This window comes from Mucilaginibacter sp. Mucisp73 (assembly GCF_059491465.1).
This window is the reverse complement of record NZ_CP168507.1, coordinates 4,035,674-4,062,235: the sequence shown is the minus strand read 5'-3', so window position 1 is coordinate 4,062,235 and position 26,562 is coordinate 4,035,674. Positions and strand designations below refer to the sequence as shown.

General features: G+C 40.6%; 32 protein-coding genes. 18 read left to right on the top strand and 14 right to left on the bottom strand.

Features of this window, described 5'->3' with window-relative positions:
• The first annotated feature begins 41 nt into the window (after positions 1 to 41).
• A complete protein-coding gene (locus ACEN82_RS16940; RefSeq protein ID WP_413323010.1) occupies positions 42 to 491 on the top strand; it encodes a hypothetical protein in 450 nt (149 codons plus the stop codon).
• A gap of 5 nt (positions 492 to 496) precedes the next feature.
• Here the strand turns inward: ACEN82_RS16940 and ACEN82_RS16935 are convergent, their stop codons facing one another.
• The 6 genes from ACEN82_RS16935 to ACEN82_RS16910 form a co-directional block, all read right to left on the bottom strand.
• Positions 497 to 2,602: a hypothetical protein gene (locus tag ACEN82_RS16935; RefSeq protein WP_413323011.1), complete on the bottom strand. Its 2,106-nt coding sequence runs from the start codon at positions 2,600 to 2,602 to the stop codon at positions 497 to 499.
• Between the two features lie 23 nt (positions 2,603 to 2,625).
• Positions 2,626 to 3,066, bottom strand: a complete 441-nt coding sequence (locus tag ACEN82_RS16930; protein ID WP_413323012.1) for a hypothetical protein — start codon at positions 3,064 to 3,066, stop codon at positions 2,626 to 2,628.
• Positions 3,067 to 3,135: 69 nt separating this feature from the next.
• Positions 3,136 to 3,336 (bottom strand): hypothetical protein, encoded by a 201-nt coding sequence (locus ACEN82_RS16925; protein WP_143020699.1) that lies wholly within the window; start codon positions 3,334 to 3,336, stop codon positions 3,136 to 3,138.
• Positions 3,279 to 3,998 carry a hypothetical protein gene (locus ACEN82_RS16920; RefSeq protein WP_413323013.1) on the bottom strand — a complete coding sequence of 240 codons (720 nt, stop codon included), beginning with the start codon at positions 3,996 to 3,998 and terminating at the stop codon, positions 3,279 to 3,281. The genes ACEN82_RS16925 and ACEN82_RS16920 overlap by 58 nt, the downstream gene beginning before the upstream one ends.
• A gap of 46 nt (positions 3,999 to 4,044) precedes the next feature.
• Positions 4,045 to 5,304: a PBSX family phage terminase large subunit gene (locus ACEN82_RS16915; protein ID WP_413323014.1), complete on the bottom strand. Its 1,260-nt coding sequence runs from the start codon at positions 5,302 to 5,304 to the stop codon at positions 4,045 to 4,047.
• A 49-nt stretch (positions 5,305 to 5,353) separates the two neighbouring features.
• A complete protein-coding gene (locus tag ACEN82_RS16910; protein ID WP_413323015.1) occupies positions 5,354 to 5,821 on the bottom strand; it encodes a terminase small subunit in 468 nt (155 codons plus the stop codon).
• Between the two features lie 176 nt (positions 5,822 to 5,997).
• Here ACEN82_RS16910 and ACEN82_RS16905 point away from each other — a divergent pair, with 176 nt between their 5' ends.
• From ACEN82_RS16905 to ACEN82_RS16880, 6 genes are all read left to right on the top strand, one after another.
• A complete protein-coding gene (locus ACEN82_RS16905; protein WP_413323016.1) occupies positions 5,998 to 6,501 on the top strand; it encodes an Xre family toxin-antitoxin system antitoxin in 504 nt (167 codons plus the stop codon).
• 97 nt (positions 6,502 to 6,598) lie between these two features.
• Positions 6,599 to 7,063 carry an RES family NAD+ phosphorylase gene (locus tag ACEN82_RS16900; protein WP_167516197.1) on the top strand — a complete coding sequence of 155 codons (465 nt, stop codon included), beginning with the start codon at positions 6,599 to 6,601 and terminating at the stop codon, positions 7,061 to 7,063.
• Positions 7,064 to 7,146: 83 nt separating this feature from the next.
• Positions 7,147 to 8,391, top strand: coding sequence for a BamA/TamA family outer membrane protein (locus ACEN82_RS16895; protein WP_090523743.1), 1,245 nt, complete (start codon positions 7,147 to 7,149; stop codon positions 8,389 to 8,391).
• A 274-nt stretch (positions 8,392 to 8,665) separates the two neighbouring features.
• Positions 8,666 to 9,262 (top strand): hypothetical protein, encoded by a 597-nt coding sequence (locus ACEN82_RS16890; protein ID WP_090523746.1) that lies wholly within the window; start codon positions 8,666 to 8,668, stop codon positions 9,260 to 9,262.
• 145 nt (positions 9,263 to 9,407) lie between these two features.
• A complete protein-coding gene (locus ACEN82_RS16885) occupies positions 9,408 to 9,698 on the top strand; it encodes an RNA recognition motif domain-containing protein (RefSeq protein WP_090523751.1) in 291 nt (96 codons plus the stop codon).
• 317 nt (positions 9,699 to 10,015) lie between these two features.
• Positions 10,016 to 13,762: a T9SS type B sorting domain-containing protein gene (locus ACEN82_RS16880; protein ID WP_495643987.1), complete on the top strand. Its 3,747-nt coding sequence runs from the start codon at positions 10,016 to 10,018 to the stop codon at positions 13,760 to 13,762.
• Between the two features lie 35 nt (positions 13,763 to 13,797).
• Here the strand turns inward: ACEN82_RS16880 and ACEN82_RS16875 are convergent, their stop codons facing one another.
• The 3 genes from ACEN82_RS16875 to ACEN82_RS16865 all read right to left on the bottom strand — a co-directional run bounded on the left by ACEN82_RS16875 (position 13,798) and on the right by ACEN82_RS16865 (position 15,781).
• Positions 13,798 to 14,145: a hypothetical protein gene (locus tag ACEN82_RS16875; protein ID WP_413322404.1), complete on the bottom strand. Its 348-nt coding sequence runs from the start codon at positions 14,143 to 14,145 to the stop codon at positions 13,798 to 13,800.
• Positions 14,146 to 14,357: 212 nt separating this feature from the next.
• Positions 14,358 to 14,870, bottom strand: a complete 513-nt coding sequence (locus ACEN82_RS16870) for a GNAT family N-acetyltransferase (RefSeq protein ID WP_413322405.1) — start codon at positions 14,868 to 14,870, stop codon at positions 14,358 to 14,360.
• Between the two features lie 209 nt (positions 14,871 to 15,079).
• Positions 15,080 to 15,781 (bottom strand): S24 family peptidase, encoded by a 702-nt coding sequence (locus ACEN82_RS16865; RefSeq protein WP_413322406.1) that lies wholly within the window; start codon positions 15,779 to 15,781, stop codon positions 15,080 to 15,082.
• Between the two features lie 206 nt (positions 15,782 to 15,987).
• On the opposite strand from ACEN82_RS16865, the gene ACEN82_RS16860 reads away from it, so the two are divergent.
• Positions 15,988 to 16,182 (top strand): hypothetical protein, encoded by a 195-nt coding sequence (locus ACEN82_RS16860; protein ID WP_090523764.1) that lies wholly within the window; start codon positions 15,988 to 15,990, stop codon positions 16,180 to 16,182.
• A 67-nt stretch (positions 16,183 to 16,249) separates the two neighbouring features.
• Complete coding sequence (locus ACEN82_RS16855; RefSeq protein ID WP_413322407.1) at positions 16,250 to 16,666, top strand: hypothetical protein; 417 nt, start codon at positions 16,250 to 16,252, stop codon at positions 16,664 to 16,666.
• Between the two features lie 52 nt (positions 16,667 to 16,718).
• Here the strand turns inward: ACEN82_RS16855 and ACEN82_RS16850 are convergent, their stop codons facing one another.
• The gene (locus ACEN82_RS16850; protein WP_413322408.1) at positions 16,719 to 17,066 is read right to left on the bottom strand and encodes an alpha/beta fold hydrolase; all 348 of its coding nucleotides are present in this window, start codon (positions 17,064 to 17,066) and stop codon (positions 16,719 to 16,721) included.
• 133 nt (positions 17,067 to 17,199) lie between these two features.
• Complete coding sequence (locus tag ACEN82_RS16845; RefSeq protein ID WP_091163246.1) at positions 17,200 to 17,538, bottom strand: hypothetical protein; 339 nt, start codon at positions 17,536 to 17,538, stop codon at positions 17,200 to 17,202.
• A 197-nt stretch (positions 17,539 to 17,735) separates the two neighbouring features.
• Here ACEN82_RS16845 and ACEN82_RS16840 point away from each other — a divergent pair, with 197 nt between their 5' ends.
• Both ACEN82_RS16840 and ACEN82_RS16835 read left to right on the top strand, forming a co-directional pair.
• Positions 17,736 to 18,071: a hypothetical protein gene (locus ACEN82_RS16840; protein WP_413322409.1), complete on the top strand. Its 336-nt coding sequence runs from the start codon at positions 17,736 to 17,738 to the stop codon at positions 18,069 to 18,071.
• A gap of 171 nt (positions 18,072 to 18,242) precedes the next feature.
• Positions 18,243 to 18,605, top strand: a complete 363-nt coding sequence (locus tag ACEN82_RS16835) for a helix-turn-helix domain-containing protein (RefSeq protein ID WP_090523778.1) — start codon at positions 18,243 to 18,245, stop codon at positions 18,603 to 18,605.
• Between the two features lie 108 nt (positions 18,606 to 18,713).
• Here the strand turns inward: ACEN82_RS16835 and ACEN82_RS16830 are convergent, their stop codons facing one another.
• Entirely contained in the window at positions 18,714 to 20,948 is a 2,235-nt protein-coding gene (locus ACEN82_RS16830; protein WP_413322410.1) for a tetratricopeptide repeat protein, read from the bottom strand.
• Positions 20,949 to 21,152: 204 nt separating this feature from the next.
• On the bottom strand, positions 21,153 to 21,374 hold the full coding sequence (locus ACEN82_RS16825) for a hypothetical protein (RefSeq protein ID WP_139159906.1): 222 nt from the start codon (positions 21,372 to 21,374) through the stop codon (positions 21,153 to 21,155).
• Between the two features lie 312 nt (positions 21,375 to 21,686).
• Between ACEN82_RS16825 and ACEN82_RS16820 the strand changes: the two genes are divergently transcribed.
• The 7 genes from ACEN82_RS16820 (at position 21,687) to ACEN82_RS16790 (ending at position 25,612) form a co-directional block, all read left to right on the top strand.
• Positions 21,687 to 22,277: a TetR/AcrR family transcriptional regulator gene (locus tag ACEN82_RS16820; RefSeq protein WP_188833106.1), complete on the top strand. Its 591-nt coding sequence runs from the start codon at positions 21,687 to 21,689 to the stop codon at positions 22,275 to 22,277.
• A gap of 4 nt (positions 22,278 to 22,281) precedes the next feature.
• Complete coding sequence (locus ACEN82_RS16815) at positions 22,282 to 22,665, top strand: VOC family protein (protein WP_413322411.1); 384 nt, start codon at positions 22,282 to 22,284, stop codon at positions 22,663 to 22,665.
• Positions 22,666 to 22,704: 39 nt separating this feature from the next.
• A complete protein-coding gene (locus tag ACEN82_RS16810; protein ID WP_413322412.1) occupies positions 22,705 to 22,986 on the top strand; it encodes a YciI family protein in 282 nt (93 codons plus the stop codon).
• A gap of 106 nt (positions 22,987 to 23,092) precedes the next feature.
• Positions 23,093 to 23,308, top strand: coding sequence for a hypothetical protein (locus ACEN82_RS16805; RefSeq protein ID WP_090523792.1), 216 nt, complete (start codon positions 23,093 to 23,095; stop codon positions 23,306 to 23,308).
• Between the two features lie 654 nt (positions 23,309 to 23,962).
• The gene (locus ACEN82_RS16800) at positions 23,963 to 24,589 is read left to right on the top strand and encodes a porin family protein (RefSeq protein WP_413322413.1); all 627 of its coding nucleotides are present in this window, start codon (positions 23,963 to 23,965) and stop codon (positions 24,587 to 24,589) included.
• A gap of 85 nt (positions 24,590 to 24,674) precedes the next feature.
• Positions 24,675 to 25,046: a DMT family protein gene (locus ACEN82_RS16795; RefSeq protein ID WP_091163254.1), complete on the top strand. Its 372-nt coding sequence runs from the start codon at positions 24,675 to 24,677 to the stop codon at positions 25,044 to 25,046.
• Positions 25,047 to 25,213: 167 nt separating this feature from the next.
• Positions 25,214 to 25,612, top strand: a complete 399-nt coding sequence (locus ACEN82_RS16790) for a GNAT family N-acetyltransferase (RefSeq protein WP_413322414.1) — start codon at positions 25,214 to 25,216, stop codon at positions 25,610 to 25,612.
• Between the two features lie 48 nt (positions 25,613 to 25,660).
• Here ACEN82_RS16790 and ACEN82_RS16785 read toward each other — a convergent pair whose 3' ends face one another.
• Positions 25,661 to 26,479 carry an N-acetylmuramoyl-L-alanine amidase family protein gene (locus ACEN82_RS16785; RefSeq protein WP_413322415.1) on the bottom strand — a complete coding sequence of 273 codons (819 nt, stop codon included), beginning with the start codon at positions 26,477 to 26,479 and terminating at the stop codon, positions 25,661 to 25,663.
• Positions 26,480 to 26,562: the final 83 nt, after the last annotated feature.

Sequence of the window (26,562 nt, the reverse complement as noted above, 5' to 3'; positions counted from 1 at the left end):
TAAGTTTATGATCCCGACCAATTAACCTGAAACAGCATTCAATGCATGTAAAGTATCTTTTGATAATTGCCATATTGGTATGTTGCCTGGTATCATGCAAAAAAGATGATAAGGCTGCTAACCCTGTAGTTACTATTACAGGTAAATGGTACCTGAAAAAATATCATACCCGCAGTTATAAAAACAATGTACTGTTGAGAGATACTGCCCGTACAGATTACTCGGCTGCTGATTTTGAAATTTTTAATAATGATGGTTCAGGTTATACGTCAAACCGCACTCCGTCGGGCGAAACGGCGCTTATTAAATATCAATACACTTTGAAGGATAAAGTATTAACCATAAGTAAAACAACACCGGCATTTTATGAAGGCACTTATACCGTTAATACACTTAGCGAAAATGCACTTGAAGTAAGTTATGAAAGTAGTATAACTGTTGATGGTGATTATTACTATGGGATTGATAACATTAGTTTTATGAAAGAATAGGGCGGTTACTGGCTTTGAATATTTATCGACGGCATGTTGAATGTTACGCTAAACGGGGCCTGCCCGTTGCGGGTTTCATATTCGCTGTAGGTAGCCGTATTTATCACAATGGTTTGCCACCTGACAGGATTTTTATTTACCAGCATTTGTACCTTTGGCGAATATTTAATTGACTGCAGCCCGCGGATATCATTTACAGAAAGGTCTTCGGCCATAACCTTCATTTTTTGCCCTGCACTTTTGCTGATCACTTCTTCAATTCCTTCCTGGGTTTGCCAGTTTTGTACAAAGTTTTTAATTATAACAGCATTTTGAACATCCAGGCTTATTTCCTGGTTAAATACAAAACGATAGTAATTCCAGGAACCACTAAGTCCGATCCATCTCAGGTATACTGAATTATCATCAACAGCATCATCTATCCGTATAGTTTGTGCTTTGGTTAACGAATGCGAGCTATTTTCATCATCATACCTGATCTGGATATTGAAGTAATAGGCCACGGCCGGGAAGTTTGCATTAACCATAAGCCGGTGCAGGCCGGCGGGACCTGTTAAAGGCATGATAAAAGATGTCTGGTTCCCAATACTAAATTTGCTGCCATCTTCATTCAGGATCCATGAATCATCCTCATTTTGCAAATAATCGGATTGTGAACCACCGGGTAGCGGGTTCCGGTTAATATCAAGCAAAGTAAGCAGGCAATAGGGTTGTAAACTGGCCATCTCATCGGTGCAGATGAACCCAATATCGAATGGGTATCCGGCGGAATACGCAGGTTCTTTAAAATCTGTTATCCATTGTGCAGGTGAGTAAACGTTTGGCACATAAGCTGCGAGGTTGCCGCCATATTTATCCCCGAGCTGTTTGGCCGCGTAAACCACGTAGTACGGATATTGAATTTGACTGAAGCTGCTTGTAAATCCTTCGTTTGAGCCATCATCATAATGCTGGGCGTACTCAACCGTATAAGCGGCACAGAGATTGGTATCGCGATAATCAACATAGTTGTAATCGCTGCCACCGGCCGGGCGCAGCAAACTTTGTAAAAAGTTTGAGAGGTCCGCTTTTACTAAGCCGGTATTATCCGGCCGGTTTACTGATTTTATAGCGGATAGGTTATTGGTAAGCGGATCGTCATAGGTAATGCGGGTATGTAGCTCATAATACGGGTACATGCTGTTGATATTAATAAAACCGGTAGTGTCACCGTTTATAAAGGAAGTATCAATCACTATGCTATTGGTGCCGGTTACTTTTTCAATGGTATAAACTCCTTTATAAGCGTTCGTATTCAGATAGATTTTATCCCCTTCCTTGACTTTAACCAACCCTGTATTGGTGTCTTTAAAATTGGCGTTAACACTGATGCAGGCATGCCCTTTTTCGCCGTCGGCTGTTATGTTGTTAATCGTGAAATCTTTTCTTTGATAGGTAAACACGATAGGATTGAACGCCGCGCTCCAGCGTGATATATATCCATCGGGGAGCATTACCGAAGGGTCACCGGTTAACAGATTGGTGGATGTTGAAATACTAACCTCCACGGTGTCTGTACAGCCTAAGGGATTACTGTCTTTTACAAGTATGTGTTTTAACCCTCCGCTTAGGTTTGTGAAAACAGGAGACGCCTGCCAGTTTGCACCCAGATCGATACTATACAATATGGATGCAAAACTTGAGGTCGCGTTAACTGTAATCTGAGCGTCGGCAGCTCCCGGGGCCGACTCGATCTTATTGATAGCTATATAATTTATCTTCAGATCACAAACAGAGGGATTGGGGGAAGGATTGTCACCGGCTTTGACAGCAATTATGCTGAACGATACATAATTACTCCGGATCATGTCGCCCTGGGGACTATATTCGTAATCCCTGATGATACCTGAATAAAGTGGGAATGATTGCCCGGCTACAATAACGGTGAAGGTGCTTGTATACCCGTTTTCGTTACGCTGATAGGTGACTTCGCAGTTATTGCCATTGGTAGGCTGCCTGGTATCAGCATCAATAATGCTGATGAATACATCGCCCTGATCGATTTGTCCCCCGTTTTGGTCGGGGTAGGTTGTTGAGCTGATGGTTTCATTAATAGTGGCTGTTATATTCATTTTTTATTGGTTAGAATGAGGGTTTAAAAAGCATCAAAATACATGGCCGATAACGCTATGGTTAAACCAATACCGGTGGTGTTAACATCAAACTTGTTATAAACCGGCACACATTTGGCTTTTTGCCCTGCTTTGACCCTGAAGTACCGGCCTTCGCCTTCCCTGTATTTTGAGGCTTTTACCACAAATTGGTTAGCCATTTGCAGTGCCTGCGATATATAGGTTTCATTTTCGGCCGTGAACTGTCCAAAATCTGTTTTGAACAGAAACTCCATATAAACGGTGAACGTATTATCAACCGAGCCATTAACCTGCGGACTTACCTCAATAGGCTGAAGGGGGTAAAGAAATACGCAGGGAAAGCTGATATCATCTGCAAGGGTATTCAGTTCGGCCTGGGTGCCATAGGCAAAAGCCGGGTTGCCATTAAGTGTTTGTACAATAGCTTCTATTTGGTTACGCATAATAATTCAGGCCCCGATCCCTGGGTTGGGGTGGTTTGGTATTTAATAGCCTTGCAGGGATAAGGCGCTTTAAGTTGTAGTTTGAGATAGCTCGCTATATCGTTTTTGATATTCAGCTTCAGTTTTGTTAAGCAGCAGTTTGGTAAGCAAGCGCTCATATGGCATACTCATGATCAAGTCCCATTTGGTAATATCGCCACCTGCTAATGAGTTTACAGTGTTGATGTATTTAAATTTTTCGAACGACTGGATTCCTGCCCTTTTTTCCAATACGGTAGGAACCGATGCCAAAAGCTTATTCTCGGCATCGATAAGCTGGGATAACAGGTAAAAAAATGCTTTGAGATGGGCAGTGCCTCCGTTACCCGTAGCTTTTTAACTTCATCCATAAAGCTCTCTACCTCATATTCGGCATATTTTTTACCTGTTGCCCGGCAATAGAAGTATTGCGCCAATACCTGACAGCAGGCGTTTAATGAAGGATTAAAATGTTCCTGCCAATCATCTTCGCCATGGATTTTTATATGGGTATTTATTTCTTCGGCTATGATATCGCGGGCTGCCATAAATGCGCCGGCAGGCTCAACCGAAAGGTTTTGCATTACTTTTACCTTTGTTTTTTGGAATGGTGCCCCGCTGTCCCCAGATAGCATAAAAATTACCTCTTTGGGGATCTCATTACTGTTGTACAGGTGTTTAATCTGGTGGGATAAAGAAAGCAAGGCATCGCCAAACTGGTGCAGATCATCATAGTTTTTGATGTTATGAAGCTCAATAACCGGGATGCCCGAAAGTATGCTGATGGCCTCCAAATCTGTTATATCGGGCCGGGCTTGCAAATCCATTAGTTGGCCCAGGGTTACTTCATTTAATTGCGTTGGTATCCGGACTCGCAACTTGCCCTGGGTTGTTTTTAATATTTGTTCTGTCATATCTATTAAGCCTGTATCGGTTTTGTGGTTTTTTGATTATGGATGTTTAGATCAGCCCGTGTAAAACCCCTGCCTGTTGAATGCTTTGCCTGTGCGGCAGGCGTGATTGAAGTTTTCCGGTGCCGTTTATTTTTAATTTATTAAGGGCGATATATCTTAAGGGATCTATCAAATGATTCCATGAGTCAACCGGTTCATTGATGGTTTTGCCTGTTACATCTACGCGCCATTTATAACGGTTAAGCTCGTTGCGCAGGTTTGTACTATTGCAGGTTATATTTATTTTGTAGCGTTTAAGGATATCAATAGAGTTTTTAACACTATCGGCACCTTTTTTTGCAGCTGTAACACGCCACCCCAGGCGTTTTAATTCTTCGATTGATTTGGGTTCTGCACTATCTGCAATAATTTCGCAGTTAAAACCTACACTGGCCTCTTTTAATTTTGAGGAAATATCTGTGTTGGTGAGGCCTGTTTTGTAGAGTAACTCGTTTACCCACAATTCGCCGTTTTGCTGGTATACTTCAATGCATCCGGTTTCATCATTGGTAAAACCAAAATCTAAGCCCAGGGCTATCAAACGGGCATCGGCCGGGATAGATTCGCAGATATACCAGTTGTCAAATATAAGCCCGTTTATTTTGCCGGTTAAACCACGGGCGTATACTTTCCATAGTTCAATATCAACAGTTTTTAACGCTTCTATTTTGTCACGTACTTCCTGACCTAAAAACGGGTTATGCCGATGGTCGGACACGATAAGTTGTACCCCTGGTTTACCAATTAAGTGCTCATGTACCCAAAAGCCGGTATTGGGGTTGTAGTCAATAAAAATGCGCTTTTTGGTACGCAGGGCCAATTCTGTATATACATCCCATGTAAGGCCATTGGCTTCGTTGATAAACAGGTAGTCGCGCTTTCCGGATTTTGCGTCCTGTCCGTTGTCGTAGCTTTTAAACTCAATTATGCTACCGTTGAGAAACTCGAAAATACGGTCGCTTTTATTATAGCTTTTAATTTTTGCCTGTAATACCGGCGAAGAGCTATATATATTTAGAGCATCGCGCAGGGCGCCTGCTTTAAGGTTAGGGATATCCTGCCCAACTATGGTGATCACCTGTTTGGGGTTTTCGCAGGCAAGGCAAAACAGCGCCTGCTCAATGGCAAATGTTTTACCGCTGCTGGTGCCTCCCTGGTTAATTACCACATGCGCGGTTGAGAGATAATTTTTTTTGAACAGGACAGAACAGTGAAAACCTTCCGGTTCTTTAAATGGAGTGTCGGTAATTATTTCTTCATCGGTCATTATTGCTGATTTTTAATCTGATAGCTGAAGTTGCAAACGGGTACCGGAGTTATAGTTTTACATCTTTTTCGCTACCGGCAGGGGGAGGCCCGGAGCTAAAGACCTTTACTGTTAAAATGTTCCCCGCTTCTGTATTTGGTAATGGATCATGTTTTTCGTTCCACCCCATATTTTTTAGCGCGAACATTGCCCCGGTTGCGTTTTGGTGCAGATGGGCTTCATAACAAGCTTCTACGCGTAAAACGCCCTGTTTAACTGCCTGTGAAAACGGGCCGTTCTGTACATAAGTATAAAACTCGTGCCGGCTGCTAAAGCCAAGGGCAAGGGCCAGCCCTGATAATGTTGCAGGTTCGGGTTCACGGTCCCAAACCTTTTGTTCAATAGTTTCTGCATTGTCTTTACTGTTTTTTACCGGTTTTTGTTCAATATGATATTTCCCCTTTATATAGGCGAAATATTTGTCAATAAGCCGCTCAACCTGGGCGGCGTTATCAAAGGAAGATATATCGGGTTTCATTATGTTGTAAATGCCGATTGGCATAAAATAATAATCAAATGTCGGGAATATTTTTTACAATTGCTAATTTTATTGGTAATTTTTTATTTAAGCAGATATAAGTGGATAGGCATAGGCGGTGGAATAAATAAAATGTAAATATTTTCTTTTTTAATAGAAAATATTTACATTTGTGTATGAGCAAAGCAATTAAACGTAATACAGCTATTGAAGGCAGGCAAGGGCAGGCTGCATCCCGCCCGTATGTATTTACCGATGCGCCTATGCAGGTTTTTAATGATCTGCTGATGCCTTATGAAACCTATTTTAAATCGCCTTTGGCCAAGCTTGGGGCTATAAAACAAGGGTTGCGTTCAAATTCCATCACTGATTTAGTAAAGGTAACCGGTGCTACTCAAAGTGATATTGCCAAATGGTTGCATATAACCGAGCCTACTTTGCGTAAGCATTTACAAAGCACACATGAGCTAAACCAGGGGCTGAGTGAGCACATCATTCAACTGTTTGAGCTTTTTGACAAGGGCCTGGATACCTTTGGCTCCCTTGATGAGTTTAAAGGCTGGCTAAAACATTATAATCCGGGTATTGATGCTATCCCATTTGATTTACTCGATACCATAACAGGCATTGATATTGTAATAAGTCAGCTTATCCGTATTGATTACGGTGTGCTTGCCTAAAAATAATTATTGAATTAATGATTTAGTGAATTATTGATTGCATTTTTAACGCAAATTTATGATCACTAAATAGGTTATTAATCTTTCCTTCTATCTTTTGAACGTTTACCGGATAAGTCAAACCAAATATGCCCATGACCGCAAAGGCTCAGGAATTGACGGCCGATGGAATTCATTGGGACAATATATGATCTATACAGGCGGTTCATTGGCTCTTTCATGCCTTGAAAAACTGGCGCACTCGCCTGGCACTGCTTTATATGCAGGTGATTTTTCGGTTATTATATTTCAGATACCGGATAACCTGCCTGTTTTTGAAATCACTGTAAACAAACTCCAAAAACTTAATGCCAATTGGCACAAGGTAATTAACTACCCGGTTACTCAATTGCTTGGCGATACCTGGCTTCGTAAAATGGAAACGGCCGTATTAAAAGTACCATCGGCAATTATTGACCTGGAATATAATTACCTGCTTAATCCGGCCCATCCCGATTATAACAAAATAACTATCAGCAGTGTAAATAAGTTCACTTTTGATCCGCGGCTTAAAGCTCAATAAAATCTTGTACAAACAAATAACTTAAATAATTATTTTATAATTGCACGGATAAACCTTTACTTTTCCTGCATCGAATAATTATAATGGGTATTAATAAAACAAGCATTTTAATTTTTGCAGGCCTGCTCATAAGTATCAGAGTACACGCCCAGGATAAAAGATACATCCCGATAGGGCACACTAAATATAAAGATACAATACTGGTTACCCATCCCGATACCACTTTTGAAAAAGATATATTTGACGTTATAGGATCCATTTTTGGTGAAAGCAAGAAGCCCGGCAAAGTTGATTCTGTAACTTCAAAACCGGTAATATCAATTATTCCGGCTATAGGTTACACTTTACAAACAGGGCTGGCGGGTACTATATCAGGCAATGTGATTTTCAGATTAGCACCCGATACCCGGATCTCCACCATAACAGTAAACCCTGCCTACACTCAAAATAAGCAGGTGATCGTCCCCATCCAATCAAACATATGGTCGAAAAATAATAAATATGATTTTATAGGCGATTTCAGGTTTTACAAATATCCGCAAAGCAGTTTTGGCTTAGGCAGTAATTCTGACAGGGATAATGAAAATCCCCTGGTTTATAGTTTTTTTCGTTTTCATGAAACTGTTTTGCGCAATATAACCGGAAATTTTTACGCCGGTTTGGGATATATTTTTGATGACAGGTGGAATATGTACGAGAAAGGGCAGTTAAACGGAAAAACGTCCGACTATGAAAGGTACGGCCCTGTTAGCCGCGCTATATCAACCGGGATAACGTTTAGCGGGCTCTATGACAGTCGCGATAACCCGATCAATGCGTCGCGCGGATTTTACACCTCGTTACAGTACCGGGATAATTATACTTTTTTAGGTAGTACAACTGCCTGGCGCTCTTTAATTGTTGATGTGCGCAAATACTTCAGGTTTCCGGAAAGCTCGGATAACGTGCTGGCCTTTTGGTCATATAATTGGCTGGTAATTAATGGACGGCCGGCATATCTCGATCTGCCCGCTACAGGGCACGACCCAGGCTTTACTACCGGGCGCGGATACATACAGGGCAGGTTTAGAGGGGCGCAAATGGTTTACCTTGAAAGCGAATACCGGTTTAAAATAACCCGTAATGGTTTACTTGGAGGGGTAGCTTTTGTAAACGGCGAGTCGTTTTCGGCGGCACCGGGTACGGCTTTGCAAACTGTGCAACCCGGTTTTGGGGCCGGTTTAAGGGTTAAACTAAATAAGGTATCCAAAACAAACATAGCCATTGATTATGGTTTCGGGCGCGAAGGGTCAAAAGGCTTGTTTATTAATGTGGGCGAAGTGTTTTAATTGGCCGATATTGATTTGATTAACAGCATGTTGCCTGTAATTTGTATTTTAATTTTTACATTTTGGATGGTGAAAATTCCTGAAAATAGGCCGTAGCTTGTCTGTTTTTTGCATTTTTATTAAAAGTGCATTACCGCGCGTAAACCGGCAACTTTAGCATGACTATTGACGTATATTCATATAAAAGTTAAAAAAAGTTAAAAAATTAATTCGTTTAACCATATTTAATGAAATTTGTAATTATTTATTGCTATGTTTATTTGCCAATAAGCCTATGATACGTACCAGTTTTACTAAATGGTTTGTTTTACTAAGTTTATCCATCTCGGTGGCTTTAACTTCCTGCCAAAAAGACGAGGAAGTGAAAGATATCAGCGCGGTTAAAACATCAGGCAGTAAGGACAGCGTATCGTCAGTAAACATTATCAATACTCCGGGTAATTTTCTTGCAGGCAAAGGTACTTTAAAAGTTACCATCGAAGATTCAACTTACACTTTCGATGCCAGCCAGGATTCAATTGCATTCATAAACGTGCATAATGGCGATAACAAATACTTTGGCATCACAGCGATCAATAAAGCGCATAACATGAGTTTTGGCATCAGCTCGTTAGGATTGGCTTCTGTGAAAACCAGCAGCGACGTAGCCGGAAGTCAGTTTTTGTTTAAGGTTGATGAAAAAAAACCTTTGCTTCAATATACCCTGACCAAATATGCCGGACAACAGGATTTTGGTAAGATTGATATAGATCAGTATAATCACGAAAATATGATTGCTAAAGGTACTTTCTTTACCTTTTTAGCTAAAGACGATAAGTCTGACTCTCCTTTTTACCGCGTTGAGGGAAGCTTCGAGCTACAACTCAAATAAAATCCGGTTCTGTTTTTAACATTGGTTTGGAAATTTTACTCAGTAATATGAAGGTAAAAAAGCCATTACCTAATCATCATTAGTGCCGGGCGAGGCAGGAATCCGGCTCTTTTTTTGTACCTTTACGCAAATTTTAAAAACATTGATGAAAGTATTTATTGCAGGTCTTCCTTTAGAAGTAGATGAGGCCGAATTAACAGCTGTTTTTGGTGATTTTGGGCCGGTTAAATCGCTCAGGATCATTAAAGATCGCGAAACAAAAGAGAGTAAGGGTTTTGGTTTTGTGGAGATGGTTAACGAGGATGAAGCGAAAGAAGCGATACGTTGCATGAATGGAGCAAGTTATTATGGCCGCAGGATCACGGTTAACGTAGCCGAAGATAAAGGTCCTGGCTTTAACGGCGGTGGCCAAAAAGGTGGCTTCAGACGTAATTAATACCAACTAAAACATTATTCTTCTTTTTTAAAAATATTAGCCGGCTTAGTCCGGCTTTTTTGTTTTTGGTGATGCGGGATTTTATAATTTAAATCATTTAAAATTAGTTGATTAAGAGTTATCAAAAAAGCTTATTTTAGTATGGATATCAGTAATTGATAAACCAACGAGATAAACAGATACTATAACCTTACCTGCAATTTAATGGCCAGTTATATTTACTCCTGCTATCTTCCTGATCTCCGGATAACCGCACCTGCTTACAATTTAAAATAATTGCAGTGTGTGCTTCTCCAAAACCGGTAATTACAGCACTTGTGCTTTGGCTTGTAGTTTTTTCTGCTTTTGGCCAGGCGCCCGATATCACCTATACTACTCCCAACGTTTATATTATAGGCAATGAAATAACGCCGCTAAGCCCTGCAAATAAGGGTGGCGCTGTTCCGGCTACCGTTTATGGCGATACTAAGGTTATTGCGGGCACAGGGCAGTTTGGCAATGTGAACGGTAATGCGGCTGCCGCGCAATTCAAATTGCCATATGGTATAAATATTGACGCCGATGGGAATATATATATAGCCGAAAGCGGTGGCGGGATCCGTATGATAAGTGCCGCGGGGCAGGTTTCTTCAATAGGTACCGACGCATTGCCAGGGCCGCCTTTTAATGTGCCCAAGCTTAATAATCCTCGCGGAGTGGTTAAGGATAAAAGTGGCAATTTGTTTGTGGCAAACTATAGTAATCATAATATATTAAAAATTACCCCTGCGGGTACAGTTACTGTTTTTGCCGGTATAAATCAAAGCGGTACGGCCGATGGCCCGGGCGATGTAGCAAACATTATCAATCCCAACGGTATTGCTATTGATAAGGATGATAACCTGTATGTGTCTGATGGTAATAATGCGATCCGTAAAATATCTCCGTCGGGGTATGTATATACACTTGCCGGCCAGCCTGCTGCAGGTACTTTAGATGGAATTGGGCCTGCCGCTCAGTTTAATAGGCCAGCCGGGCTCGCAGTTGATAAAAACGGGAACATCTACGTTGCAGACCAGGGCGGTTTTGTAATCCGGAAGATAACCCCCAATGGCCTGGTTTCAACAATAGCCGGTAGCGGTAACTTTGGATCGGGTGACGGAATCGGAGCCGCTGCTAACTTTCAATTTCCTGTGGGGATAACAGTTGACGCATCGGGTAATTTATATGTAACTGATGGTGGGGCGGGTACTGTGCGGCGAATCTCGCCTGATCGTGAAGTTAAAACTATAGCGGGCGGAGGCCTGGTAGGAGCCGATAGCGGGGTTGGCAATGAAGTCCATTTTAGCAGTCCGAGCGGTATAACAATTGGTCCTGATGGTAATTTATATGTGGCCGAATATGGTAAAAATTCTATCAAACGGGTTATAGCAACCGGATATACGATAGATAAAGCTTTACCCCCCGGCTTAACCTTTGATCCACGCACGGGAATCATCACCGGTACCCCAACTGTACTCTGGCCCGCTACTAATTATACCGTCACTGCATATAATGCCGGCGGCAGCAGTAAGTTTATTTTGAGTATAGAGGTTGCTGATGTGGCAAGGCCTGTTATTAGTAGCAGCAATGTTAGTGGTATAATTACCACCTGCTTTGGCTCGGCATCTGCAAATTATCAGCAATTTACAGTGTCGGGAGTTAGCCTTACCAATGATGGGATTATTATCGCCCCCGCCAATTTTGAAGTGTCATTAGCACCTGGTGGAGGCTACGGCAGCACTATTATTATACCACTTGCCGATTTAGAACTGTCACCTGATGGAGACGGAATTGCAGTGTATGTTCGTTCCGCAGCGACCGCACCTGCCGGGGACCTGGCAGGCGATGTGTTGCTTAAATCAACAGGGGCTGTAGATGTTCATGTGCCGGTAAATGGGGTAGTAAAACCGATTGTGACGCCGGAGGTAAGCATTAATCAACAGATTTTAAGTTGCCCCGGCGAACAGGTAATACTTGTGGCCTTATCAACAAACGGTGGTGACCATACCAATTATCAGTGGTATGTAAACGGAAGTCCTCAGGGTGCCAACAGTGTAAATTTTATAAGTTCTGAAATCAGCAGTAGTGATGTAATAACGGTTACGCTTACCAATACCACTGATTGTACAAGTACGCCATCTGTTACTTCGGCTCCGGCATCACCTATGTATATACCATTGACACTCCCAATGGTGACGGTGGAGCAGCCAGATTTGGCTTGTCAGGGTCGGTTGGTCACATTTGTGGCAAATACCCATGGCACTGAAGTCCCTAATTCTGTTTACCGCTGGGAGATTAATAATGTCGATCAGCATAATAACAATAAAACATTGCCGGCGCCTGCTAATATCACGACGGCTGATAAAGTAACTGTTACGCTGACAAATGCAAGCGATTGCGGTCCTCTGAGTGCGACTTCAGATCCGGTCTCGCCCGTATATAAGCCATTGGTAACCCCAACGGTAACAGTGGAACAACCTGATCTGGTTTGTCGGGGCCAGTCTGTAACTTTTGTGGCCAATACCAATGGGAGCGAAGGTGTTAACCCTGTTTATCGCTGGTTGGTTAACGGTATCGATCAAAATAATAATGGAAAAACGTTTCCGGCACCTGCAACTATCACTGCTACCGATAACGTAACAGTTACCCTCATCAACACCAGTGATTGTACCGATAACCCCGCCGGTGTGACTTCTCTTTCGGTCTCGCCTGTATATAAGCCATTAGTAACACCAACGGTAGCAATAGAGCAACGTGATATAGTTTGTCGGGGCCAGTCTGTAACTTTTGTGGCCAATACCAATGGGAGCGAAGGTGTTAACCCTGTTTATCGCTGGTTGGTTAACGGTATCGATCAAAATAATAATGGAAAAACGTTTCCGGCACCTGCAACTATCACCGCTGCCGATAAAGTAACGGTTACCCTCATCAATACCAGTGATTGTACCGATAACCCCGCTGGTGTAACTTCTCTTTCGGTATCGCCTGTATATAAGCCATTGATAACGCCCACAGTAACAGTGGAGCAACCTGATCTGGTTTGTCCGGGCCAGTCTGTAACTTTTGTGGCCAACACTAATGGGAGCGAGGGTATTAACCCAGTATATCGCTGGCTGGTTAACGGCATCGCTCAAAATAATAGTGAAAAAACGTTTCCGGCACCTGCAACTATTACTGCTGCCGATAAAGTAACTGTTACCCTCATCAATACCAGCGATTGTACCGATAACCCCGCCGGTGTGACTTCTCTTTCGGTATCGCCTGTATATAAGCCTCGGATAACTCCGGTTGTAACTATTTTAACATCAGCTGTTTATCCGGCTTGCGAGGGGGCAGATCAAATCTTTACAGCCACATCGCCTAATGCGGGTAGTAACCCAAGTTATCAGTGGCAATTGAATCATGTTAACGTTGGCGAAAACAGCGATAAGTTTACAAGTAATACTCTGAAAAACGGTGATGTGTTAACCTGCACAATAAGCAGCGCTGCACAATGTACCATGCCGGGTATCAGCAATGAGCTTTCCATTGAAACTAAAGCATTGCCCACTGTGGCATTTAACGGCGAGCTTACTATAAAACGGGGTGAAAGTATTGCCTTGTCCCCAATTAAATCAGGTGATATTATAGATTATAGCTGGTCGCCTTCAGTTGGATTAAATAATTCAGTTATCTCAAGCCCAACTGCGTCGCCAACGGTAACCACTGTTTATAGGTTAACCGTAACAACGGCAGGCGGATGTCAGGCATCCGCCACCATCAAAGTTAACGTGCTTGAACAAATGGTTATCCCGAATGCTTTTACCCCTAATGGGGATGGTATTAACGATACCTGGAGTATAGCCGGACTTGCCGCATATCCAAATTGCACGGTGAATGTGTTTAACAGATATGGCGCCGGAATATTCCATTCGGTAGGTTATGCTAAAAATTGGAATGGATCTTTCAATGGGTATGTGCTGCCGGCTGGGACTTATTATTACGTGGTTGATCTTAAAGATGGTAAGAAACCGCTGTCGGGGTATGTAACACTTTTAAAGTGATATATGCGAGCCGGCGCAATTAAGTAACTTATTGTTTATGATGCTTGTGCCAGTGGATTGTTAACATCGAGGTTACTAAGTAAGTTGTCAAGCCTGAGGTTAAATTCTTTTAATTTGATATCGCCTTTTTCAAAAGCCCCTGTTAAGCGTGTTAACTCCTGTTCAATACTTGTTACAATGGTATTGTTGGTATTGGCAGCATTCTTTTGCAAATCTTCAATTACTTCTATTTTATGTTCTGCAGCTTTAAGCAGGTATAGCTGTTGCACATCGGCGGTTATATGACTACTATCGCCAGCTTTTGTGTTTTGCCGTTTGTTAAATTCAACTAAAATTATGGCAGCAATAATAGCCGCGATTACCAGTATCATGATAGGTTCCATCTTCTTCTCTTTTTATTACAACTTTATCACTCCGGCAGAGGCCTGCGGTTTATAATTACTATAAATATAATTGAATAAAAAATAAACTAAAAAGGCATTGTTGATAAAATGCCCATTTGTGAATAACTATTGAGAAATGGTTGTGAGTTTTGTGTAAATATGTGAAGCTTTAAGGAAACAGGTTAGCTATACCGGATAGCTGTTGTAATTTGTTATTGTTTGCTATTGAGCCGCTTTTCGTAGCACAAAAAACTTAAACCCGGCCTTATATCCAGGCTAATTTCGCCGGCCAAAACATAGCCCAGCTTTGGGAATAGCTTTTGCGTTGCCATGTTCGCAATATTGGTGTCAATTCGTAATGTATTTATTCCTCGCTGTATAGCTTCATGTTCGGCCTGCTTGAGAAGTGCTGTGGCGACGCCCCGGCCCTGGTAGTTAATGTTTACAGCAAGCCGATGCGTAACTATAGCGGCTTCACCGATATCAAGCCCGGCCTGCGCATATTCTGCATCCTGATCGGTAGTTAGGGCAGCCACACCCGCAATTGCTCCTGTAACTTCGGCCACCCAAAGTTGGTTAAGGTTAATGTCCTCTGTAAATACTTGTTTATTGGGATAGTCGTCATTCCATTGAAAATTACCTGCTGCCTTCATGGCAGGTATTACTTCAGCTACAAAAGCTAATATCTGCGGTATATCATTGATGGTAGCCAGCCGGATTGTCATTTTATCTGTCAAATAAATTGTAATTAAAAATTAGGGAAGTGTTTAAGATATGATAGCTTGCCTTTTGTAATAATGATCAGCTTATTTCGCCGTAGGGTTTTTATACGGTTTTCGGTATTCATTTTATAAGTATGATAACTGCTCACCGGGCAGGTAATAATGGGGGTAGAATTTGTTTTTCTTTTAACAAATTTCTACCACCATGCGGGTTAATGGTTATGCTTTTTGTGGATATCTTTAACAAGGCAAAGTTTTTTGATGTCGGCTACTTTTATAATAAATGGGGCATATTTAAGCCGGTTGCCAACCATCTCGGTTGTATTATCTGAATGTGCAATTACTTCATCAGGGCTATCCCCTGCAAGCAGGCGTTTATACATGCGGTAATCTCCCCACTCAATGTAATAAACCTCGCCGGGTAGGATCTTTTTGTCATGAATTATTTTTAGCGCAACCCAGCAGCCGTTTTCAAGGTATGGATACATGCTGTGCCCCCAAACCGGAAGTGCGAAATCGCAGTCCTCAATGCCCGGGAAATTCATATGACCAACAGGCTGTGAATCATTAATGTCGTTATATACTTCTACGCCTGAAGCGGTTGCAGAAATTTCATACATAGGTATGCCCTCACTGTGTTTGGATACAGGCTTTGATTCAGGAAAATTCTGTGTTTTATCTCCTGCTATGTAGTCTTTGTATTTTTCTTTGAAAATACGGAGTTTTTCTGGATCTATGTTCTGTCGGCTCTTTATTATTTCAGTGATCGAGCTTGGTGAATTAAAGCCTAACGCTTCAGCTAATTGAGCATTTCCGTTAAAAGCTTTTCCCTTAAGCTGATTATAAAGTATGATGAACTCCAATGTTTCGGGGCGTACAATCTTTATTTTGTTTGGTTTTATCTCGTCTTCCATGGATGAAAATAATTTAAAGATTTTTCTTGATTGTAATAAAGATTATTCTGTATATTTGTTTCGTTGATAATTGCTAATGTAAGTCAAATTATTCATAAATCAAAATGTTCGGTTCGTTTTATAAAGAGTATTCTTTTAGTGAAATACAATGTTCTGTAATTTAAAATCAAGAAATAATATCAATAAATAATCAATATCATACTACCATGCATATAGCATTTTCGGCCTTGCGGCAATTGACAGGAGGTAATAACAATCAAGATAGTCGGGATACTTTGAATGAACATGAGGCTTTGCAGCGCTTTGAGGGTTACAAAACTGCATGTGAAAAATATAGAGATGAAATTGCTGCTATCCAAAAGTATATGCCGGGATGGATGCCCGCTTTTAAACGATCATAACCTGGTTGCAGGTATTACGGTCTAAAATGCTCAATTAAAATAATACGAAATCAATACACTAATTATCATGATAAAAATTTCTCAAAAACTTAAAAGCCAGCTTTGGTGGCTTATTATATCGGTTGATTATGATTACAGCCGGATAACTATTGCCGAACACGATATTACCGATGAAGTGCTTACTTTGTGGCTGGAAGATAAACAGGATTTTAAAAACTCAATTGATGAATGCCTTCAGGTAGATATCCGGATCCGCGACCTTGCCCGGGTCATTAAAGCCGAAAATCTGAATAGTTACGAGGGTACCAAATTACACCCAACCAAAAACTTTGCCTACAAGGCCCGCATCGAAATTAACACCCCCTTGCAATGGTATAAAGAGGATGCCTCGTCACCCGAACAGCAATGGACCCGCGAAGCTGTATTGAAAGCTTTGCTTACACAACTTGTAGAAGAGGGTGCAGCAAGCGATTATACTTATTAAATTAGCTATAAAATATGCTATTTGGCATTTGTTACATAATTTACCGTCGTTGTTAAAATTGCTTTAAATACTGTTTAACAGGCTTGAAATCATTCACCGTCCATGAGTTGCGGTTTTTACTTGATTGGCCATAACCAGGCAAATCAATCGTTACAACCCGGTATTTATTACCAAAGTATTTTACCTGATTGTAAAAGTAGCTTTTGTTAATGCGCCATCCATGTACAAAAAGCAATGTGGTATCACCTTTACCCGTATCTGTGTAAGCGATGTTAACTTCATGGTTGCTGATTTTTACGGCAGACTTATCAATTGCGTTTTTGTTTTGCGGGTGCTGGGTGCAGGCATACCACAATCCAATTGAGGTTGCCAGTGAAAACAATGCGGGTAACTTTTTCATACAGACAGATAATTATATGCAGCAGTTTCGCTATATAAATATCCGCTTATGAATAGGTTGTGGCCAAATGTTTAACTTATTTTAACAAAGTAATATTGTTGCCTGATGGAGGGCCGGGATGCAGGTATCGGCGCTATTTTACTTTTACCAGCTGTTGTTCTTTTTCAATATGCTCAACAAGCTCCAAATCTTCGCTAACAGCTTCGGCTTCCGGACTTGCGTAGTTTAGTTTACGGAAACGCCACTGGGCAAAAGCAGGTTCCTGGAAACGGTTTATCAGTTTAAAAAATTTGGGGAAATTGTGTACTTCTTCCAACAACAGGCCGGTTACAATACCATTGTTATCAAGTATTTCGCGTATGGTGTATTCCTTATCTTTGGTGATCCAAATCTCAAAGTCCTGCCGTATTTCAGCCATCTTTTCAGGATCTATTTTGTCATTTATACAAATTACCTTATCGCCCGGTTTCATAATGATCGCAATTTTATGTGTCTCTTTTGTTAAGAGATTGTGAATGTAAAGGTCGGCTTTTTATGCATATTTTAAAATTTGTGCAGAAGGATTTTTGTCGTAGAGAAATATTTGAAAAAAGTTTTTAATATTATGCAACCTTATTTTATTGGCTTCGTATTAAAATGTATAATGAATGTTTAATATCAGTGCTTTATATGGATTATTTTTATTTGTTTATGATAGCGGGGCTCGGACTGGTATTTGTTATTTTACAGTTTGATAAGCAACAACGCAGCAGGGTTAATTTATTGCTGAAAAACGCGAATGATGTGCAGCCGTTACTGATGAAACGATGCATGGATCAAAAAATAAGTAAAATTAATGCGGGGCTCAGTGCTGATACCTGTCATATGAATATTCGTAACGATGCGAAGCAAAAAATAGGGGCAAACCTGCAACAGATAGCAGATGAGTACCATGCAGGAAAGATCAGTTTGCCGGTTTATAATGATAAGCTTGGCGAGCTACTTGAAAATTTAGGAAATAAATAATTTATGGTTTAACCTGAGTTTATTTTATTGTCATATATAGTTTTTGTTGGTTAGTTTTACTTTAAGGTCATTTGCTGTTGGGGCATTTGACCTTTTTTGTTTTGGGTGCTTGTTCAATAAAGCAATTATATATTGCATGGATAAACAAAATGATTATTATTGCAGTCACTTATGTCTGACGAAGCGATTATAAAACGGTTAAAGGTAGTTGTAAAAGAGCACGGCGGCCAGCTGGGGCTTGCCGGGGCCATTGGTGTTGATCAGGGTTTCATTAGTAAGGTGATCAACAAAAAGCAGGATATTAGCTATTATCTTATCCGGAAGCTCTGTTTCCAGCTTAAATACTCGCCCGAATGGCTTATTCTTGGTACGGGCGAAAAAATGATCAACAAACCCGAATCGGCCAAGCTTATTACCGAAATACAAATGATGCGTACCGAGGTTGATATTTTACAGGCCCGTATGCGCGCCTACGAAATGGAATTGAAAGAGCTGCGCGCGCAATTACATATAGAAGATAAGAAGGCGGTATAGTCACTCCAAATCCGCGTAAATGTAAAAGCCCCTTTCGGGGCTTGATTGTTATTTATAGATCAGTTAATAGTTACTTATTATACGAGTATTGTAAATGAAAAGTTATTGTTATTTGCAATATTTTATAATAAAATCAGATGCTTCTTTTACGCCCATACTTAAAGCTTTATTCATATCGGAGCAACCGCCCGTTCTATCATCAAGGGCTATTTTTGCAAGCCCCCTTTGTAAATAGGCCCGGCCATTTTTCGCATCAAGGCTTATAGCGGTATTACAGTCCAAAATTGCTCCGTTCAGATCTTTTAAATTTATTTTGGCGACAGCCCTGTCAATATATAGATCAGGATTGTTAGGGGCAAGTTTAACCACGGCTGCAAAATCTTCTTTCACTCCCTGGGCATCCCCGAGATTACTTTTAGCAATACCGCTATGTGAGTAAGCTTTTACATTGGTATCGTTCATATAAATGGCATTATGGTAATCATCGGCAGCGCCGGCATAATCCTTCATAGCCATTTTAGTATCGCCCCTAATTAAAAAGGTTTCGTCGTTTGAGTAAATTGACACGGCACGGTCGAGATCTGCCAGGGCGCCCTTATAGTTTTTGAGTTTGGCTTTTACAAAACCGCGCGCTTGCCATACTAAAGCCGTTGAATCTGATAATGAGTCAATTTTTAGTGCGTTGCTCAAATCGGCTATGGCGCCGTTGTTGTCTTCAGCGTCTGCTTTGGCCAGGCCCCGCCTCAACAATAGCGTTATATTTTTAGGGGCTTTTAGTACACCGGTATTATAATCGGCCATAGCCCCTTTGGCATCGCCGGTGGCTGCTTTTGCTTCACCCCGATAAAGGTAAAAATCAGCATTTGCAGGGTTAAGTGCTATAGCCTTGTTAAATATTTGTACGCCATTGTTAGTGTATTTATAAAAATTATTGATTTTACCCAATCGTGAATAACCATTTTGTTGTTGTGGGGCAATACTGATCAGTTTTTCGAGGTCAGTTACAGCCGCGGCATAATCGCCCAGTTTGGTTTTTTCAATGGCCCGGTTTAAAAAGGCATAAGTATAAACCGGGTTTATAGCAATCGCCTTGGTATAGTCGTTAATAGCAGCTAAGGGAACTCCTAAATCGCGATAAGCATCGCCGCGCGACAGGTAAGCTTCATCGCTTTTACTGTTCAGGCTGATTGCTTTTGTTAAATCAATAATCACTCCCGCGGTATCCTTCATGGCCATTTTAGCTTTGCTCAAGGTTACGTAAGCACTTATGCTGTTGGGGTTTATTTTAATTGCCGAATCGGCATCGGCTCTGGCGCCTTCGTAATTGCCTAATGCCAGCTTTGAAAATGAACGGCTTTGGTATGCATCGCCGTTTTTGGGGTCAAGGGCAATAGCTTTGTTAAAATCTTCCAAAGCGGCCTGATTATCTTTTTTGTCGCTTTTAATAATTCCACGATACAGGTACAGATTTGAATTCCGGGGGAATTGCGCAATTGCCTTGTTGAAATAATCAAGAGCGCCATTGGAATCGCCCAGTCTGCTTTGGGCATTGGCCATATAAAGCAAAAGATTTTTAAGGTTGGGGTTGATAGCGGCCGCTTTTTTATAATCATCAACCGCGCCTTTAAAATCATTTAGTTTTGCCCTGGTATTTGCCCGATAAAAATATGCTTCAGCGTTATCGGGATTAAGCGATAGTGTTTTGGTATAATCAGCAATAGCACCATTATAATCATTTATGCTGGCCTTGCTGCCTGCCATGTACTGATAGATTTCGCCGCTGTTAGGGCTTAGTTTAACAGCCATATTATAATCAGCAATGGCCCCGGTAAAATCGTTATTATTGTTTTTGGCCAGGCCCCGGTACTTGTAAAGATCGGCGTTGTTTGGTGTAAATTGAAGTGCTGTGGTAAAATCGGCAATAGCGCCGGTATAATCGCTCATGTTACTTTTAGCATTGCCTCTGTAGTGGAACATGTCTGGAGTTTTTGGTCCCAACGCTATCGCGCGGTCAAAATCAATAATGGCCGCCTGATAGTCTTGCATGGCAGCCTCTGCATTGGCTTTATACAGGTAGGCGTTGGTCAAATCGGCTTTCAGGGCAATGGCCTGAGCATAATCATTAATAGCTGCTTTATAGTCTTTGAGGTTGCCATATGCATTGGCCCTGTAATAAAAAACGTCCGCGTTTTTGTTGTTTAATTCTATAGCACGTGTAAAATCTTGTATGGCATCTTTGTAATTCCCTACATTGGCTTTTGAGTTTCCCTCCTGAATATACTTACTTGCTGTTTGGGCAAGTGAACATAGCGGCAAAAAAAGCAGAAATAGAATTTTTTTCATGAACACAGTAGCGGTTTATCAAATATCAATAAAAAACTGTTATTGACTATGGCAAAACTTATACCATCATGAAATATCTAATAACTAATAAGAAAGGAGCGGGGGCGGTGGGCATTGAGGGTAAAGTTGGGGCGTAAAAGCCCCAATTTTAAAGAGTTTAATTACAACCGGACAGGAATATTCCTTTATTTTTTAATCAATGGATCAGGAAAAAGAAGCTTCGTTCGTTCTGTCCTGATTCCGTTTTTTTCCATATGCTATTGCGGCTGTACAAAGCGCAATGCACACCAATAATGCTACCTCAATTACAATGTGAATTACCGGAACCTTGCCAGGGAAGTTTGACAACAAAATACCTGCATCCGGAACCAACAGACCAACAAGCGGGAAGCAAAAGAACATTCTTAATATTATTAATTTTTCCATAATTATTAACATTTAGTATGACAATGCTAAGGTACGTATTATTTCTTTGTAATTTAAATAAAATTGCATTCATTTAATTGAAACCTTCAAAACCAGCCAGGTAACTATTTTGAAGGCATCTTTATAAAATGCCTCTTTAATTTTTAGTAATTATTAATTAAGTGATGATAGAACATTGCATTCCCGGTTATTGTTTTAACGTTCGTGTTTTTTATAGATTTTTTTTAGGATGATACAAGTTTTTAGCCTATATACGAAAGGAATAAAAATAAATTTTTAAATAAGCGAACGCTCACTTATCTTTGTATTGAAATGAGGCCACGTGACGAACATAAAGAATACCAAATACGCCAGAAGGCGATAGAATTGATAGTGGCTGAAGGTCTTGACGGTTTTGGGGTGAATAAGCTTGCGCGGTCGGCAGGAGTGTCACCAGCTACCATCTATATCTATTATAAGGATAAAGAAGAATTAATAAGCAGTATTTGCGTTGGTGTAGCCGAAAAGATGATGACTTTTAGTCTTCAAAATTTTTCGCCTGATATGGATTTTGCAGATGGGCTGAGGGTACAATGGCGCAACCGCCTCGAGTATTTCATGCAATGTCCGTTAGATATGGAGTTTATTGAAATTATGCGCTATACCCATTTTTATGAAAAGGTAACCGCCATGCTTACCGTCAATTTTGGACAGGTACTGGGCGCATTTATGCGTAATGCAGAAGAAAAGCAGCAACTGATACCACTGCCTTTTGAGGTTTATTGGGCGGTAGCATATGCGCCTCTTTATCAGCTTATCAAATTTCATAACCAAGGCAACAGCTATGTGAACAGCAGTTTTAAATTGGATGATAAACTGATGGAACAAGCACTGGGGTTGGTTTTAAAAGCATTAAAGCCTTAATAATATGTCGGCAACAACTATTAAACTTAATCATGTTAATTTGCCGGTGACCGATGTTGCCGCCTGCTCCGAATTTTTTGAGCAATATTTTAATTTTAAATGTACTGGCGTAAAAGGTAATAATATGCTGGCCGTAATGGAAGGCAAGGATGGTTTTATCCTGGTGCTTATGGCTGATACCTTTAACCGGAATGGCAATAACAGTTACCCCGATGCTTTTCATATCGGTTTTTTGGTTGACAGCCATGAACAGGTTGCCGAAGTTTATGACCGGCTAAAAAAAGGGGGAGTAGCTGTAACGCAAGCTCCGGCACCTTTGCGTGGTGGTTTTGGGTTTTATTTTAATGCTCCGGGTAATATATTAACAGAGGTTACTTGTTTAACTTAATCAGTTTAATAATTAAGTATTAAATAAAATAGTCAACTTATGGTACATGCATCAGCCTATAAAGACCCGCATCACGTGATGCTTTTTTTTGAAGAGATTGGCAGCCTTGCGGATAACGAACAATGTTTAGTTGATAGAAATGGTTATTACGCTGACCTTAAAAGCAATGGCAAAGTTGTTATAAGCGGTAGTTTCTGGAACCAGGGTGAAAACTTTGTAATTGTTTCTGTGTCAGACGATAATGAGCTTGTTCAGATTATTGAAAACGATCCTGCAATAAAACAAAATGTACTTGAATTGGTAAAAGCAATGCCTTTTTAACCCTTTTTTAGGGTGAAAATACGTAGTGTAAAATGGGTTAAAATACGGGGTGCGTCACGCTTGTATATCCGTATACTGCACAATATTTTTGTGTAAACGGATGCCCATGGAGCCTTTTGAACTAAGAGTTAATAAGCGGACTTATAAAATTATACCTTCGGTTGTTAATGAAACTACCTTCAGTGTATTAAACTACTCGGCTTTTTACACCATAACCCGGTTAACAAAAGGTTACTGGGAAATTATTGAGCATCGTTTTGGAGATCATCTGATCCCGCTGCAGGAAATAGGCCGCTCAATTGAGGAATATTATAAACTCTGATGCTGTTTAAATCCATAAAAACTTACATTAACCATATCGAAAATATTTATTTCTTTTTAATAAATATTATTTTTTTATTGCTCTCTAAAGTGTTAAATTAGACGTATTAACTGATACCTTAAAATATTATGGAAAAATTAGCAATTTTAAGAATGTTTGCCGGCTTTCCATTGTTCGGCTTATTACTGCCTGATATTTCTACTTTTATAATTGGCCGTTTTCAAGATATTTCGCCGTTTCATATATACATTGAATGCTTTTTATTTCTTTTTATAATTGCTTGTACATTGGGCATAGCCTATATCCGGAAATTTGGTGACAGGCCTGGTTCGCAGTTGCAATAATAAATTACGGGCCTCTGCCATTTTACCCGTAGTTTTTAACATTAATCATTATAAACCAAATATATTGTTTAGTATTCTTAAAGCCCTGTTGCCCGGTTTATTTAAGCCGGGCTTTTTTGTGGCTTTACATGTTATGAAATTAATTTAGTATTCCGGGTTAACTTTATTTTTTTATTTTTACGGGTAAATGAACCCTAAACACCATTATCTAACTTCTCCCCGTAAGGCGTACTTACTCCTCATGAAAAAATCAGCTGTCTGTTTTAAGATATTTTTAATAGTTATACTGTTTTGTTGTTTTAATGCTGCTATGGCCCAGCATCATTCAAGCCGGGCATTAACGTATGGTGGGGGAGGCAGCGGCGCTGTTAATTTTAGCGATGGCTGGGGCATAGCCGCAGGTGCAGGTGTCGATATTCCGCAAGGTAACTTTAATTATACCTTTAAGCCTGCCAATAGTTTTAATGCCAGCGTTTACAGGTTTTTAGGGCCTTTTACCGCAAGTATAAGCTTAGGGTATATGAATTTTAAGCCGGATGAATATTCAATTTCAGAAGAAGTTGAAGGTACCGGCTCAACTGCAAATACGTATTATGCGGATATGCCCGTAATTGCCGCGTATGGCGGTGCTGCTTATAATATTGATATAGCCGATAACTTCAGGGTATATGGCGGTGTTAACTTAGGGGTATATTTTACTGATTTTGCTGTGGGTTATGAAATTGACGGCGTAGATCCATTTGTTTATGATAAATGGTCGCAATCATTATATTATGCTCCTAAAGTAGGTGTAATATTTCCGATAACCCCTAAATTAGGGATCAGCATCGAATCAAAATATAATTTCTTTTCCCAGAAACTAACTTTGGGCGATGTTTCGGGAAAGCAAAACTGGAACTCTCTTTCGCTTGGTGCCGAACTGGTTTTTAAATTTTGAATTGTTATAAACAATAGCATAACAATTTACAGCCGCCGGTGTTATCAATCTCAATTTATTGATATTTGCACAAAAAATTGTATTGATGAAAGGCTTGCGTACTGTTACATTTCTGTTTATATCCAACACCTTTATGACATTTGCCTGGTATGGGCACCTTAAGTTTAAGGAGTACGAATGGGGCAAAAATCTAAGCTTAATAGCCATTATACTTATAAGCTGGGGATTGGCGTTTTTTGAATACCTGTTCCAGGTACCTGCTAACGAAGGAGGCTTTAAGGAAAACGGCGGCCCTTTTACCCTGGTAGAATTAAAAACCATTCAGGAAGCCATTACACTTACGGTATTTATGATATTCACAACCCTGCTTTTCAAAAATGAAAAACTGGGCTGGAACCATTTGGTAGGCTTCGGGCTAATTGTGCTGGCGGTATTTGTTATTTTTAAAAAATGGTAATTAACTAACACTTAGGTAAAGCGGTCTGAATGATACGCTGTGAAATTTGCTGCCCGCTTACCGTTTTCATATTTGCTGGACTACCTGCTTTCTTAATCCTGGCTTATTGGGATAATGCGGATGCTGTTTACATTTGATTAAAAGCTTGTAAACAACTCAATAACAATATGGAAATAACTTATAAAACCGGTACAATACCATTCGCCCGGCAAGTGATAGAACTTTATGATACAGCAGGACTGAAACGCCCAACCCATGACGAGCAGCGGATTGCCAGGATGTACCAAAACTCAAACCTTGTGGTAAGCGCCTGGGATGGTGATAAACTGGTAGGTATATCTCGAGCGCTCACCGATTTTTGTTACAGCTGCTATCTTTCAGACCTGGCGGTTACTAAAGCTTATCAAAAAGAAGGAATAGGCAAAAAGCTGATTGAACTAACTAAGGAAGCCATTGGCGATGAAACTATGCTTTTATTGCTTTCGGCCGCAACAGCTATGGAGTATTACCCTAAAGTGGGCATGGAAACTGTTCATAACGGCTTTATCATTCACAGGGTAAAATAAAATAAGGGCAGCAGGGATATAAATGTTGCCTCCTGCCCTCATTTATTTTTAGTTCCCCTCCAAATTATTACGGTATTGCTTTAGCGCTGTTAGGATTGATCGTACAATTTCGTTTTGTCCGCTGGCCGAGTTCAGATATGCTTCATCAGATGGATTATTGATAAACCCGGTTTCAACCAGTACGGCAGGCATACCACTTTGTGCTAACACCAAAACACCCTGTTCCTTTACACCCAAACTATGCCTTCCATTGGTTTTGCGGAACTGGTTATCAACCAAATCGCCAAACTGGATGCTTTGCTTGCGGTATTTTTGCTGAAACGCGTTAAGTACAATAGTATTTACCGCAGCGTCATCGCCATAGCCATTATATTTTTCTTTGTAATCCTTCTCTATAAATATCGAAGCATTTTCGCGCAAGGCTTCACGCTGCTCCTGGCTGCGGTGAAAGCCATAAACAAGCAGCAAGGTCCCCCTCGATGATCCTTTTCGCTGGGGCGATGAATTACAATGAATGGAAATGAACAGGTTGCCGTGATTGTCGTTAGCGATATCGGTACGTTTGTGCAACTCAATAAAAACATCGGTACTGCGGGTCATTACTACTTTAATGCCGCTCATTTCATCATTTATGGCATCCCTTAACTTTTTGGCGATACTTAATGAAACGTTTTTTTCCTTTGAATAAGCCCCGTGCGATCCTGGGTCTTTTCCTCCGTGCCCGGCATCGATAATAACCGTTTTAAACTTAAAATGATTAGGGACTGCTACGGACTGTTGCCCGAAACACCTGGCGGCGAAAAGCACGCATAGCAAAGAAAAAAGCGAAGTAATTATTTTATACTTTTTAGGAAAGGTAGCAGGCATGAACATATATGTATACAGCTTTATAAACATTCATTCTATAACAAATAATTATAGGTATGATATTGTTTTAACCGTATGGTTTA

What these genes read in the sequence shown, in the direction of transcription:
- ACEN82_RS16940 (WP_413323010.1), top strand. Translation starts at nt 42, where the DNA reads ATGCATGTAAAGTATCTTTTGATAATTGCCATATTGGTATGTTGCCTG.
- ACEN82_RS16935 (WP_413323011.1), bottom strand. Translation starts at nt 2,602, where the DNA reads ATGAATATAACAGCCACTATTAATGAAACCATCAGCTCAACAACCTAC.
- ACEN82_RS16930 (WP_413323012.1), bottom strand. Translation starts at nt 3,066, where the DNA reads ATGCGTAACCAAATAGAAGCTATTGTACAAACACTTAATGGCAACCCG.
- ACEN82_RS16920 (WP_413323013.1), bottom strand. Translation starts at nt 3,998, where the DNA reads ATGACAGAACAAATATTAAAAACAACCCAGGGCAAGTTGCGAGTCCGG.
- ACEN82_RS16915 (WP_413323014.1), bottom strand. Translation starts at nt 5,304, where the DNA reads ATGACCGATGAAGAAATAATTACCGACACTCCATTTAAAGAACCGGAA.
- ACEN82_RS16910 (WP_413323015.1), bottom strand. Translation starts at nt 5,821, where the DNA reads ATGAAACCCGATATATCTTCCTTTGATAACGCCGCCCAGGTTGAGCGG.
- ACEN82_RS16905 (WP_413323016.1), top strand. Translation starts at nt 5,998, where the DNA reads ATGAGCAAAGCAATTAAACGTAATACAGCTATTGAAGGCAGGCAAGGG.
- ACEN82_RS16895 (WP_090523743.1), top strand. Translation starts at nt 7,147, where the DNA reads ATGGGTATTAATAAAACAAGCATTTTAATTTTTGCAGGCCTGCTCATA.
- ACEN82_RS16890 (WP_090523746.1), top strand. Translation starts at nt 8,666, where the DNA reads ATGATACGTACCAGTTTTACTAAATGGTTTGTTTTACTAAGTTTATCC.
- ACEN82_RS16885 (WP_090523751.1), top strand. Translation starts at nt 9,408, where the DNA reads ATGAAAGTATTTATTGCAGGTCTTCCTTTAGAAGTAGATGAGGCCGAA.
- ACEN82_RS16875 (WP_413322404.1), bottom strand. Translation starts at nt 14,145, where the DNA reads ATGGAACCTATCATGATACTGGTAATCGCGGCTATTATTGCTGCCATA.
- ACEN82_RS16870 (WP_413322405.1), bottom strand. Translation starts at nt 14,870, where the DNA reads ATGACAATCCGGCTGGCTACCATCAATGATATACCGCAGATATTAGCT.
- ACEN82_RS16865 (WP_413322406.1), bottom strand. Translation starts at nt 15,781, where the DNA reads ATGGAAGACGAGATAAAACCAAACAAAATAAAGATTGTACGCCCCGAA.
- ACEN82_RS16860 (WP_090523764.1), top strand. Translation starts at nt 15,988, where the DNA reads ATGCATATAGCATTTTCGGCCTTGCGGCAATTGACAGGAGGTAATAAC.
- ACEN82_RS16855 (WP_413322407.1), top strand. Translation starts at nt 16,250, where the DNA reads ATGATAAAAATTTCTCAAAAACTTAAAAGCCAGCTTTGGTGGCTTATT.
- ACEN82_RS16850 (WP_413322408.1), bottom strand. Translation starts at nt 17,066, where the DNA reads ATGAAAAAGTTACCCGCATTGTTTTCACTGGCAACCTCAATTGGATTG.
- ACEN82_RS16845 (WP_091163246.1), bottom strand. Translation starts at nt 17,538, where the DNA reads ATGAAACCGGGCGATAAGGTAATTTGTATAAATGACAAAATAGATCCT.
- ACEN82_RS16840 (WP_413322409.1), top strand. Translation starts at nt 17,736, where the DNA reads ATGGATTATTTTTATTTGTTTATGATAGCGGGGCTCGGACTGGTATTT.
- ACEN82_RS16835 (WP_090523778.1), top strand. Translation starts at nt 18,243, where the DNA reads ATGTCTGACGAAGCGATTATAAAACGGTTAAAGGTAGTTGTAAAAGAG.
- ACEN82_RS16830 (WP_413322410.1), bottom strand. Translation starts at nt 20,948, where the DNA reads ATGAAAAAAATTCTATTTCTGCTTTTTTTGCCGCTATGTTCACTTGCC.
- ACEN82_RS16825 (WP_139159906.1), bottom strand. Translation starts at nt 21,374, where the DNA reads ATGGAAAAATTAATAATATTAAGAATGTTCTTTTGCTTCCCGCTTGTT.
- ACEN82_RS16820 (WP_188833106.1), top strand. Translation starts at nt 21,687, where the DNA reads ATGAGGCCACGTGACGAACATAAAGAATACCAAATACGCCAGAAGGCG.
- ACEN82_RS16815 (WP_413322411.1), top strand. Translation starts at nt 22,282, where the DNA reads ATGTCGGCAACAACTATTAAACTTAATCATGTTAATTTGCCGGTGACC.
- ACEN82_RS16810 (WP_413322412.1), top strand. Translation starts at nt 22,705, where the DNA reads ATGGTACATGCATCAGCCTATAAAGACCCGCATCACGTGATGCTTTTT.
- ACEN82_RS16805 (WP_090523792.1), top strand. Translation starts at nt 23,093, where the DNA reads ATGGAGCCTTTTGAACTAAGAGTTAATAAGCGGACTTATAAAATTATA.
- ACEN82_RS16800 (WP_413322413.1), top strand. Translation starts at nt 23,963, where the DNA reads ATGGCCCAGCATCATTCAAGCCGGGCATTAACGTATGGTGGGGGAGGC.
- ACEN82_RS16795 (WP_091163254.1), top strand. Translation starts at nt 24,675, where the DNA reads ATGAAAGGCTTGCGTACTGTTACATTTCTGTTTATATCCAACACCTTT.
- ACEN82_RS16790 (WP_413322414.1), top strand. Translation starts at nt 25,214, where the DNA reads ATGGAAATAACTTATAAAACCGGTACAATACCATTCGCCCGGCAAGTG.
- ACEN82_RS16785 (WP_413322415.1), bottom strand. Translation starts at nt 26,479, where the DNA reads ATGCCTGCTACCTTTCCTAAAAAGTATAAAATAATTACTTCGCTTTTT.